Origin of the sequence: Acetobacter cerevisiae (assembly GCF_001580535.1) — a bacterium.
Lineage (GTDB): Bacteria > Pseudomonadota > Alphaproteobacteria > Acetobacterales > Acetobacteraceae > Acetobacter > Acetobacter cerevisiae.
The window spans coordinates 1-11940 of record NZ_LHZA01000098.1 but is presented as its reverse complement, the minus strand read 5'-3'; the positions used below and the strand labels follow the sequence as shown (position 1 = coordinate 11940).

General features: G+C 53.3%; 8 protein-coding genes and 3 pseudogenes. 5 read left to right on the top strand and 6 right to left on the bottom strand.

What is annotated here, in order from left to right; genetic code table 11:
• Nucleotides 1-10: 10 nt before the first annotated feature.
• Nucleotides 11-883: pseudogene (locus tag AD928_RS02000) on the top strand (IS3 family transposase); the annotation flags it as partial.
• A 314-nt stretch (nt 884-1197) separates the two neighbouring features.
• Nucleotides 1198-1362 (top strand): annotated as a pseudogene (locus AD928_RS14340) (transposase); the annotation flags it as partial.
• A 20-nt stretch (nt 1363-1382) separates the two neighbouring features.
• Here AD928_RS14340 and AD928_RS01995 read toward each other — a convergent pair.
• Genes AD928_RS01995 through AD928_RS01985 form a run of 4 tightly spaced genes read right to left on the bottom strand, consistent with a single transcriptional unit; the run spans nt 1383 to nt 7442 of the window.
• Nucleotides 1383-4124: a DEAD/DEAH box helicase family protein gene (locus AD928_RS01995; protein ID WP_062247818.1), complete on the bottom strand. Its 2742-nt coding sequence runs from the start codon at nt 4122-4124 to the stop codon at nt 1383-1385.
• Complete coding sequence (locus AD928_RS01990; RefSeq protein ID WP_062247816.1) at nt 4117-6066, bottom strand: phospholipase D-like domain-containing protein; 1950 nt, start codon at nt 6064-6066, stop codon at nt 4117-4119. Before AD928_RS01990 ends, AD928_RS01995 begins: the two co-directional genes overlap by 8 nt.
• The gene (locus tag AD928_RS15040; protein WP_209436638.1) at nt 6063-6404 is read right to left on the bottom strand and encodes a hypothetical protein; all 342 of its coding nucleotides are present in this window, start codon (nt 6402-6404) and stop codon (nt 6063-6065) included. Before AD928_RS15040 ends, AD928_RS01990 begins: the two co-directional genes overlap by 4 nt.
• Before the next feature lie 54 nt (nt 6405-6458).
• A complete protein-coding gene (locus tag AD928_RS01985) occupies nt 6459-7442 on the bottom strand; it encodes a hypothetical protein (protein WP_209436637.1) in 984 nt (327 codons plus the stop codon).
• Nucleotides 7443-7865: 423 nt separating this feature from the next.
• On the opposite strand from AD928_RS01985, the gene AD928_RS01980 reads away from it, so the two are divergent.
• From AD928_RS01980 to AD928_RS01970, 3 genes are all read left to right on the top strand, one after another.
• Entirely contained in the window at nt 7866-8534 is a 669-nt protein-coding gene (locus AD928_RS01980) for a DUF6998 domain-containing protein (RefSeq protein WP_209436636.1), read from the top strand.
• A gap of 318 nt (nt 8535-8852) precedes the next feature.
• On the top strand, nt 8853-9764 hold the full coding sequence (locus AD928_RS01975) for a TIR domain-containing protein (protein ID WP_053324161.1): 912 nt from the start codon (nt 8853-8855) through the stop codon (nt 9762-9764).
• 8 nt (nt 9765-9772) lie between these two features.
• Nucleotides 9773-10474 (top strand): adenylate/guanylate cyclase domain-containing protein, encoded by a 702-nt coding sequence (locus AD928_RS01970; RefSeq protein ID WP_062247814.1) that lies wholly within the window; start codon nt 9773-9775, stop codon nt 10472-10474.
• Nucleotides 10475-10642: 168 nt separating this feature from the next.
• On the opposite strand, the gene AD928_RS01965 is transcribed toward AD928_RS01970, so the two are convergent.
• The gene (locus AD928_RS01965; RefSeq protein ID WP_062247810.1) at nt 10643-11380 is read right to left on the bottom strand and encodes a M48 family metallopeptidase; all 738 of its coding nucleotides are present in this window, start codon (nt 11378-11380) and stop codon (nt 10643-10645) included.
• Between the two features lie 2 nt (nt 11381-11382).
• Nucleotides 11383-11940 (bottom strand): annotated as a pseudogene (locus AD928_RS01960) (type I restriction endonuclease subunit R); the annotation flags it as partial.

Here is an 11940-nt window from a genome sequence, read left to right as displayed (position 1 = left end):
TCTGTGAGATTTCCGCGTCGAGCCAATCTGTCGCGTTCTGCCGATTGCCCCGTCCACGTTTTACCAGCAGGCGGTCATGGCAAGAGATCCGGCCAGGGCCAGCCCGCGTGCCCGGCGTGATAGGGAGTTGATGGAACATATCCGCCGGATCTGGCAGGACAACCGTGCTGTTTATGGTGCGCGCAAGGTCTGGCACAGCCTGCAGCGTGAAGGGCGGCAGGTTGCGCGCTGCACTGTTGAGCGTCTGATGCGCAAGATGGGTCTGAAGGGTGTAATCCGGGGCCGGAAGGTCATCACGACCCGTCCGGATACGGCGCGCCCCTGTCCCGATGACAGGGTCAACCGGCAGTTCCGGGCCGAGAGCCCCAACCAGCTCTGGGTCTCGGACTTTACCTATGTCCAGACCTGGAATGGCATGGTCTATGTGGCGTTCGTCATTGATGTGTTCGCCCGCAGGATCGTGGGCTGGAAAGTCTCGACTTCCATGACCACCCAGTTCGTGCTCGACGCCCTTGAACAGGCCCTCTGGCAACGAAAGCCTGCGGGAAACAAGGCGCTGATCCATCATTCGGACCGTGGATCACAATATCTGTCGATCCGATATACCGAACGCCTGGCGCTGGCTGACATAGACGCCTCAGTCGGCACGGTTGGTGACAGCTACGACAATGCACTGGCGGAGACCATCAACGGTTTATACAAGGCCGAGGTCATCCATCATCTGGGGCCATGGAAATCCATGGCGCAGGTCGAATGGGAAACCCTCAGATGGGTGGACTGGTATAACAACCGACGCCTGCTGGCGCCAATCGAATACAGGCCGCCCGCCGAAGCCGAACGCGCCTTCTATGAAGATCAGAGCGGGCTTGATATCGCTGCCTGATTACTGAACAAATCGCTCTCCGGTAAACCCGGGGCAGTTCAGGTTCTCGGCAAGATTGGTATCCCGTGTTCAACCTTTCACCGCTGGTGCGATCTGTATCGGACGGGCGGCCCGGAAGCTCTGGCTGACAGGACATCTGGACCCAACCAGGTCACCAGCAGCGCGCCGCCTAAAGATCATAATCAAATGGGCCAAAGCCGCCGTTATTTCATACCAGCTGACGTACCTCCCGGAAATGTAAGTATTTAAAAGTAGCGTCCGATCGAGAAGGATACGGACGGATGAAACGCAGTCGTTTTACGGAATAGCAACTCATAGTGGTGGTGAAGGAACAGGGATCCGGGCTGAAGATCTCTCATCTTTGCCGCAAACACGGGATCGGTGACGCGACGTTTTACAAATGGAAGAGCCGCTATGGTGACCGTGAGGTATCCGAGGCCAAACGGCTGAAGGCATTGGAAGATGAGGGGGGTATGATCGGTCGATCGCAGCGAGTAGATCAATCCTTGGTAAACACGGCAGGATAGGGGTCGGATAGCGTTTCATTTTGCGTGGGGGTTCTAAGGAATGCCTCCCAGCCAGATCGCATCAAGCGGATTTCTTTGTCGAACGCGCCCTGCTCGCAGCGGTCCATCTTTTCTTCTACCTCATACTTTCGCTCGATAAATGAGCCAATCTGATCCTCGTCAAAACTGTCCTTGAGATAGGGGTAGTTTATCTCGAGAGCGCCCTCACCGGGGCCATGCTCTCGCAGCAAGCTGTTCACCTTACCAAAAAGGCGGTCGACGCGGCCCACGCGTTGTTCATTATCTCCCGGGGTCCATGCAATTCCGTAATGATGAACCTTCCGGCACTGCAGATGCAGGTTCACACCCTCTTGGAAAACCGATGTCGCGATAAGGGTGTTGGGATAGAATGGACTATTGAATCCCAGGATCAGGTGTTGGCGGTGGCTGGACTCGCCACTGGCATACCAGGCAGGACTTGAAAGCGTGGTGAGTGTACGCCAACCCTTGTCCCATGCATCGACTTCATGATCGATAATTTTCGTGCAGAGTTGCTCAAAGGTTCGGAGAGCGGATGTGAAGTATTTCAGCAGTAAAGAACTCTCAATTCTCTGGCGCACGTAATCCACGAATTTACGGTAGCGACGTTGAACGTTGCTGTGTTTCTTTTCTCCCGAAAGACCTTTGTCGAACGTTGCATGCCAACCGTAAAGCTCCACTATCACGGGGCTGGCGAAGAGAAATCCGGCCTTTAGATAGTTAGCAAAGTTCTCGGCGATGCGGGGGGAAGCAGTCGCCCAGCGAGAAAGTGTGGCTTTTTCTGATTCCGGGAGATGATGGAATACGACTGACCAGATCGTTTCGAGCGGTTCATCGTAGTCACGCTGATCGGCATCGTGGGGTCGTAAATTGTCCAATGTCTCGCGGGGAGACTTACTCCAGGCTTCCATGCGCAGCATTTGCGCAGCCTTCGCAAAGTCCATGCGCTGTTTCCCTCCTTGGATAAAGTGATAATACCAAGGGTAGGCTCCTGCCAGGTAGTCGGGTGCGGGCTCCAGCAACATAGAGAAGATGCTGGTTGTCTTGCGAAGGCTCAGGCTGAAACGAGAGCAATCGGTCGGGGGCGCGGGCGGCCTGCCGTCCGAGGCTTTTTTCGTCACGAACAGGTCGGCAATCCTTGATCGCAGATAGTCGTGCTCGTCGGCGCTTTCGCCTGCACCTTCTGCTTCGTCTATCGGGTCGTCATCGCTATCTGGATCCCGGCTATCACCTGACTTGGCAATCTCATTGAAAGCCTCGCGTGACCAGTTGCTGCCTTTCCAGCGGCGATAGGTCTCTTCATCCCAGCCTAGGGCGTCGGCAATGTGCTGCGCCAGCAAATCATCGTATCGCTCGTTGATGCGTTTCGTCAGCTCACGAACCGACGGTATCCGGCGCACGAAGACGAGATGCTTATCTTCATGCAGATGGCGCTCTTGCGGCATCTCAAACAGATTTTGCGGCGCACAGATTTTGACGATGCCGTCGTACTTCGGGTGATCAGGAGCGGTGCCAAACAGGCGGCGAAAGTCGCTACTCATGTCCTGCAGGAGCTTGGTATCTGCTGCAGCTCTGAAGTCCTTTGAGCGCTCGTCTTCCTCCGCGCCACCTTGTGTTTCCTCCTGTGCTCCTTCGACGTGGCCGGCAGATTCAAAGCCCTCAAGGTAGCCGTACAGCGCGCGCCGCTTTTCCTCGTTCACAACTCCCCTTTTGATGAGTAGCTTTTGGTAGAGCGCGAAGAACATCTCGTCCTGGGAGCTGTCCCCAAACTGGCATGGAGTAGCGATTTCACGGCGGTATTGGTGCTTGGTGTAGCTGATGCCCTGGCCTTCCATGCGGCGAAAACGGCGAAGGGCGTATTTACGCATTAGTTCATCGACGGTCTTTTCCTCCAAGGCAGACCTGTGAAGGAAATAGCCGAGGATGCTTGCGACGTCGCCAAGCCGGGTATGGCTGGGCGTTGCGGTCAGGAGCAAGGTGCGCTGCGCAATGGGCTTTTCCGGCTTGCCGAAAAATTCTTCTGCAGCCGCGACCCGCTGCGACCCGCCACGGCGGTTGCGAAAATAATGCGCCTCGTCGACGATCATAAGATCGAAGCCTGCCCCTTCGCTGGCGGCCATAATTCGCCTGTGCAGTTCTCGAGCCGCCCTGCGCGCGGCAGCGGTCTTGTCTGTGGATTCATTAGAGCTATCGACAAGGCCGCTGAGCGCGTGAATCGTCGTGATGTAGAATTGGGCCGGCGTATCGTGCTCTGACCGTTGCTCGATCGCCTCGGTCAGTTCATGCAAGCGATAATGGATACCGAAGGGGGGGGCAGGCTTGCCGTCGTTCTTCGCCTTCACGAAGTCATCGGCCTTGAGGTAAATATCCCTAGTAAAGGCCGAAAATTCCCGCTGCCAATGCGCACAGATGTCGCGGTTCGGCGCGATCACGAGGATCTTCGCATCGGGTTTCCGTCTCCATAGCAGAGCGGCAACACCCAGCGCCTCGAATGTTTTCCCCATCCCGACTTCATCGGCCAGCAGCGCAACAGGGTTTCTTGAAAGCACGTTCCACAAGTGGGCGACGCCTTCAGTTTGAAGCGCAGCCATGTCTACAGGCTGGTCTGGTGAATAGGTCCATTTGCCTTTGACCCCGCCGAAGTTGATCCACTTCGCAACATCTGTCGGCTTCAAACGCCGCCAATTCTCATTCATAGTCAGATTGACTCCTGACAAGTGCGACATATTCGGTTGCGACGTCGCTCGGCGGATCGGGGAGCGAGATCGCCAGGCTATCCCAGCGGGATTTCGGCGCAGGTGAATAGCCCGGTTCGTGGTCTCTAGCGTCGCGGGCAAGCTTTCGACGCAGCCATTGAACCTCTTTGCCGATAGCCGCGACTTCATTTGCAAGAAACCAGTTGAACACCGGGCGCTCGTGGAGTTGGAGCGCGTCGCGCGTCTTCTCGACAAGCTCGAGCAGGCAGCCAGGTGCTACGAATACCAGTTTCTCCAGCTGCTCCAGCTTGTCCAATTTGGCTGCAGAGTACCTGGCGCGGTAATCATGCATGGACTTGAAGAGGCGGAAATAGCTGATGGAGCTATGTTCGGATATCTCGCGACCCAGCAGTTCTGAGCCCCCATCAGGCTGACCCGGAGTGTCATCTGGAAAGCTGTCGCTGTCATCTGGGCCTCGAAGTGGAAGGTCTGTTAACGATCCTGGATCGTCGCCAAGAATGAACGCATCCAGCAAGTCTTTCAGGCTGTTGAAAGTCTGGGCCCTCCGAAATTCGAGGTTCTTTTCGTAGACAAGTCCGCGATGAACCTCGTTTCCATCCTGATGGACCCGAAACACCCGATCTCGCAAGAGAGCGCTGTCATCAATGCGAAGTCGAGCAGGTTGCACGGGCTCATCGCTGCGGTTCCACTTCAACGGCACGGGTGCCTGGACGCCGGGTAGGCGCAGGGAGTATCCGTCATGTGCCCCTTTCGCCAGCCATACGCCTGAAAATGCATAGGCCTGAGCATGCCAATCGAAGGTTACATGCAGATCGAAAGGCGGCAAGTCGGGCGGATCAAGAGCCTCTTCGGCAAGGAGTTCAGCCGGTGCGCAATCATCCGCGCCCAGGCGGAGCCTGTTGCCATGCGCGAGCCGCCAGTCGTTTGCGTCGTCAATAATAAGACCAGCTTCAACGTTGTTCTCCGGGCTCCACTTTCCTTTATCATCGCACAGGTTGTTGCAGCCCGGGCCAGTGAAGTTCCAGGAACCGACGGCTAGATGTTTGCCGATCTTCCAGATCTTGGCGTGACACAATTCGGCTCTTGGGTCTCGCTCGACCGGACTTTCATAGAACGTGAGTTGGCCATTTTGGATAAGCTGGCCCAATTCCTCGCTCCACTCTGTTCTAAGGAATTTGTTTTGGATCCGGTCGGGTACCAAATGGACGCGCAGGCTGTCGATTGCCGTCGAGGTTTGCAGTTTGCCGATGAAGCCGGCAAGGTCGCGAGGCAGATACGGCGACCAGACAACGATGTCTGGTTCGGACGCGCCATTGAGCAATTGCGCAGCGAATGGTTTGGCCTGAAAACTATGGACAAAACGCCAGTTCTCAGGCTCGCGCGAAAGCCCCCGACGCTGAACGAGCTTAGTATGTTCAGGAATGTCAGCTGCGTCGCAGAGTGCGCCAAAGAATTGGCGAATTTCTCGGTAGTTGGCGAGACTTTTGATCTCACGAAATGTGAAAGCTTCCAGATTGTGCCCCCATCCGGACAGCGTCAGATTGGCGCTACCCGCGCCGATCATCCGTCGGCCATCAACGTCCTCAAGATAGATGACTTTGGGATGGAAAAGACTCCGTTCGCCGAAACGGCCGGACAAGCGATCAGGGCGAATGGCATGAACCGGAATGCAGGTGCGCTTAATACGATTGGTATCGATAAATCGCGGATCGCAGAACACCCTGAAGTCAGTGCCTTTGTCCGTGAGCTCCTGCTGAAGCTGCTCGAACTCGATACGATTTCGCGGCGGCTCGGCACCGATCGTTGCGGGCAGGACAAACGTCTCGAGGAATTCTATGTCCAGGTTGAAGGTGGTGAACCATGCTCGCCGTAGAGGCCGCATGCTGGTCACCCTGCGTTTCAACTCTTCCAGGAGCTTCATGCGCCCGCTCCGCGCAAGCCATTCACGAAGTTCCTGAACTGGGGAAGGTAGTAGTTGTTATGCCATGAGCCAGGGGGGCGGCTTTCAGGCTTGGGCAGCGAGACAGTTCGCGCGTGGACCTTGATGGTGCCGTCGCTGCCGACATTGAGCCAGGAAACCTGACCACGCGATTGCATCACCCTGCTGTGGTAAATCGCCAACGCCCGCATTTGATCGTCGAGACTGCCCGCGTTTGCGGCTGCTACAAGCTGCCTCAGGCGCGCCGCCGCTGCAGTGCCTTTGATGGCGGGGAGGTTCGGGTACTCAGCAACCGCCTTGGCCGCCTGGGGCAAACGCATCGCATCTCGGCCGAATTTTGCCCAAGCGTCCGCGACGTCACTGGTTGATTGAGTTCACCGGGATGCCATCAGCGTGAATAGCAGCGAGCAGTCGGCCAAGAAAGGCTCGAGCTGGACAATCTGCTCGAGCTTGGCTTTTTCGCTGGACGGTAGACCATGCTCAAGTGCCCGCTCAATCACCTCTTGCGGTGTAAGATCTTCGGTGTCTTCGAGAACGTGAAAAAGTGCTCCGGCCGCACCTTGGTCCAGCTCCGTCTGGCCTAGCCAAAATGTCTTGGCATAACGTCCGACCACCTGAGGCGACGCAAATGCACGGGCGTACGCCTCGGTCAGCTTTGTCGGGACATCGTCAAACTGGAGCTTGCCGCCTTGAATTGGTCGGGAGACGCATGCCTTGAGGAATTTATATGCCTCATAGGCGGCCTTGCCGAGTAAGCTGTTTGGTCTACCGGCTATGAGTTTTTCGGCTTCCGCCCATCGACCTTGATAAGCGGGCTTATGATAGTGATAATTGCCGTCGAAGAAGCCAATTTCCATTAGCGGGGTTTTATAGCGGCCGCTGACGCCGAGGCTGAGTTGCCGGACCAAGATTTGCCCGGCAGGCTCATGTGTGAAGATGAGCGCAGAGCGGTGCTTTTCGTTCATCCAACGCCGCCGCGCGTTCGAGATGCCAAGTATTCCTGCCGGATCCACATCCACTAATGATGCTTCATACCGCAGGATTGAAAACACAAACACGTTTTCGAGGAAAATTAGGGAGGCTTGCTTGAAATTCAAGCCATCCTTGTTCTGGTACAGGCGCTGAAGTGCGTTATTAAGAACGGCATCATCATCTTCAATCAGCTTCTTGACAAGGTAATGGTGAAAAAGGTTCAGCGTGAAATTGCGCACATCGTTGGAAACCGAATTTATCCGGTTTCGGAACACCTGCCTTCCAAATGCTGACCAGATTATAAGCAACCCCATCGGATCGATGTATGAATCGGATGACAGCGAGTCGTCATAGTCTGTAAGTAAGGCCTGTAAAAAGTGCGTCATTTTTTGTCTTAACTCACATCCTGAGAGCAATTTTTAATAAATATTCGATGACCCTATCCAAGATACAGTGCCTACCGCCGACCTGGCGTGTAACGACGGTTACCAGCACATGCTGCCGTAAAGTGGCTCGTTCGAAAACGGCAAGAAAGTCCCAAACTTGGTCTATCACGGCTCGCCTGACAATGTCGGCTTTCGGGCAACTGCCATTACCACTTTGATGTCTGCCTTGAGGGCGTCTGCCGCCTGTCTGGTTCCGCATTCCTGACCAGAAAGATGGATCAAGGGACGATGTGCGAGCCTTGAGCCAAGTGCCACTTGAAAGCGGAGATTTCTATCAATGTAGGCGCGGTTCGGTATTCCTTGGCTCTGCATCACCAGCTAAACTTATCAGATATAATTTTTAGATTGGACGCAAAGGTTCTGATGGCTCTCTCTCAGATACAGGTTATTCGTTCACTTGGGGATGCTTTGGGCTGGCTTGAAAAGGAAATCCAATGGGGAGTCAATCCTGCCGAATTGCGACACCTAACCGGCCGAATTGGCGAACTGTACGTCGCCATGAAAACCCGTGGCCAAATGGCACCGGAAGTCAATCAAAAGGGCTACGATGTTGTTTCAGCTGAAGGCGAAGAGATATCCGTCAAAACTATCACGTCTATCCAACACGTTAGATTTAACAGAAACACTTTCGACGTTGTTCACCGTGTCGTCGTTCTACGATTGAATTTTGATGATGATGACATATCAATCGAGGAGGTCGCTGATATGTCATCATCTGATTTCCGTCTCTTATGCCGTGAAGGAGAAGGCGTCTATACTTACTCCCCACGTCAACAAAAAGTCTCCGTGCCCATACATGATCAGGGTGTTGTCAGGGAAGCTTCCTATGGAGCTTACAAAGTAATCGAATATGAAAGCGGCACAATCCAAGTGGAGAAAGACGGTATTCCCGAGAGGATCACAAAGCCAGCTTTGCGTGAACTAGCCACATCACTGAGTGTCAGTCTTTTCAACAATACAGGAAATAAGAGAAATACCCGCCAGCTTGGATCTGAAGTGATTTCGGCTATCAAAGCTTTAGAGAAGCCATAAAGTTAACAGCGTTTGAAAGCGCCTGCTGACATAACGGATTGAACAAATAATGTCCGCTGTCCGGTAAACGCTGAATCACGCTGAATGGCTAACATGAGGACGGAACCCGCCTGTCTGCTTGTCGCGCACTAAGCGGACACACTGCTTTCGCCCTCCAATCAGGCGTCCAAGCAGGTTGCTTTTTATCCCAAAACCGGTCAGTCTCTGGCCAATCCTAGTAACGTATTGGCTTGATGGTTGCCTGTTGTCATTCATAGAATATGGTATCAGACAGGAAAATAGATTCCCTTATTTGAATATTTATCACATGGAATTTGCATGTTAAATCGATTTCAGGGCGATAGTGGGCACAGGCTGAAGAAAGATTTGCTTAACCTGCAGAGAATGGTGCAGGGTAATTCTCTAATTTCTACGGAAGTCGCAGAAAAATCAACTATTCGGGAGTTTTCTTCTGGTGAAACGTTGATCGAACAAAATGGACATGACAACAGCATATATTTTATTCTTTCGGGATCGGTAGAAATTTTCGTTAATGGTTATCCAGTTGCTTTACGCGGGGCTGGAAATCACGTCGGAGAAATGGCGGCAATCGAACCAGCCCATAGGCGTTCCGCCACTGTTATCGCCAAGGAAGATACAATTGTTGCTGAGCTTAGCGAACACGACTTCACAGATATAGCCACTCGCTACCCAGAAATTTATAGGCTTATTGCGCGAGAACTGTCCCGGAGACTTTTGGAACGAAACAAACTGGTTAGCGGAGCACGGGAGAAAATAAAGGTATTTCTGATTTGCTCGACTGAGGCGTTGCCGATCGCCAGAGCGGTGCAAACAGCATTTGAGCATGATAATTTTTTGACGACACTCTGGACAGATGGAGTGTTCAAAATTAGTCACTATCCGTTGCAGAGCTTAGAGGAGCAGGTCGATAGTTCAGACTTTGCTATTGCTGTTGCTCATGCTGATGATCTCACGATATTTCGGGGACAAGAATGGCCCTCTTCACGCGACAATGTTGTCTTTGAACTTGGTTTGTTCATGGGGAGGCTTGGTCGCCAACGGGCTATCTTAATGGAACCACGCGAAAGCAAAATAAAACTTCCTAGTGATCTCGCAGGCATAACAACAATCACTTACAGATTTGAAGAAGGTTCCGATGCCGCAGCTCTTATAGCTCCTGCATGCAATCAGTTACGCAATCATATTGTGGCGCTCGGACCAAATAATTAGAGGACATTATGGGGCTTAAGAAAGAACTCAATGATGGTGTGGCGGCTATCTTTAGGGATCAGTGGACTACCAGAAAAGGAAGAAATGTCCCTGAGCCTGAGGATCTCAAGCTGAGCAATGACGCGGTTGAGTTTGACAGAGCAACTATTCTATACGCGGACTTGGCTGGCTCGACGGCACTGGTAGACAGTAAAAATTGGTGGTTCTCAGCTGAGATTTACAAGACATTCCTCCTTTGCGCCGCAAAGATTGTTCGTTCTGAAGGCGGTGCTATCACTTCGTATGATGGCGATCGAATTATGGGAATATGGGTAGGAGAGTCACAAACGTGCCCTGCCGTTAGGGCTGCCTTGAAAATAAATTATGCAGTTCATAAGATTATTAATCCAGCTCTTGCTTCGCAATATCCTTCTCAGAATTATAAGATCAAGCAAGTTGTTGGGATAGATACCAGCTCCATCCGAGCCGCAAGGACAGGTGTAAGAGGTGGGAACGATCTCGTTTGGGTAGGACGGGCCGCAAATTACGCGGCGAAGCTTACCGATCTTGATCTAGAACCCCGAACATGGATCACAGCAGATGCGTATAACAAACTCCGCAATTCCGAGAAATTAGCATCAGGGAAGTCAATGTGGAAACAATATAGTTGGACCCAAAAAGATAATATAAAAATTTACGGATCAACTTATTGGTGGCCAATTAATGATTAGTTAATTTGCAATAATAAAAGTATTATTGTATTAAATTAGTGTATATGGTGTAATTTACAAGTAATAATTCTGGCTCGAGTGTGGGGCCAACGAAACCGGATAGTCCGCTTTTCTAAGATTTTGTCCGAGAACTGACATTCCGCTTCCCCCCATAGCGGTCAAAGCGCACTATTTTTGCAGCATCATTTCCGCCATCCCGTCCAGTCGTGCCTTATGCCGCTCCCAGTCCGGCATGACACGTTCCAGAAGTCCCCAGAAGGCAGGTCCATGATTGTGCTCCTTCAGGTGGCACAACTCATGCAGGAGCACGTAATCAATGCAGTCACGCGGAGCTTTGACCAGATGAGGGTTCAGCGTGATGGTCCCGCCCGGTGAGCAGTTTCCCCATTGGGTCTGCATCACCTGAAGTTTCAGGGCTGGGGACGTGCTGACCCACAATGTTGTTGGGAGAAGAGCGTCCAGACGTGTCCGAAACACGTCCTGCGCCCGCGCAAAATACCACAGTTCCAGCAGCTTCTTGATCCGCAAGGCGTGGCGTTCCTGCACGGACACCTCCAGCCGCCCGCGCAGCATCCGCACGGTCTCTGGCGCATCAGGCTGATGCTGCACCTTCAGCAGATGCCGCCGTCCCAGATAGAAGTGGCTTTCCCCACTGACATAGGCACGCGGCGTGGCATGTTCCTGCACCACCCGGAAGTCCCGCAATTTCTGCCAGATCCAGCGGGTCTTCTGCCGGAGCGCCTTGTCCAGATCAGCCTCTGTCGTGCCGTCAGGGATGACAGCCTGCACAGTCAGGTCTGGATGTACCTTGATCCGCAGCGTCGTGCCGGGACGCGCACGGAGGATCAGGTTCACGCAGATCTGCTCACCCCCATAGGTCAGGACGCGAGTGGGAGTTTCTTCCATGCTCAGCCGCGCAGGGTATCAGCCGGACCAGCCCGCATGATCTGAACGACCTGTTCAACGATATCCAGAGCCTTGTCGGTCCCGAACCCCACCTGCTTTCCAACATTGTGAAGCAGCCCCAGAAGCTGCTGACGGACAGTTTTTTCCATATCCGCACGGCTCAGCGAATTCTCCCGCACGGCCTTGTCCACAATGGTGTCGATCTCAAACGCCAGATCAATCCAGCGCTGGTTCTCATCATCCGTCTGCTTATGGTTGAAGATGGCAGCCAGCGTTTTCAGAAATACGCCATAATAGGCCTGCGCGTGGCGATGGCCGTCAAAAACAGAGGGGATGTTCTCCAGCTTGCGGTTGGCTACCTGTTGCTCAAACTCCTGGAACAGCATGAACTGCTTGAGCGGATGGTCGAACAGGCTTTCCGCTTCCGCGATGACCTTGCGCAGCAGGGCCGAAAACGCTTCCTTCGCATAAGGGTCATCCTGCATCTCGTGGTCGATCATCTTCGTCACACGGGTGCGGATCAGATCGGTCTCATTGAGGTGGTCCCGTCCGTTCGGACA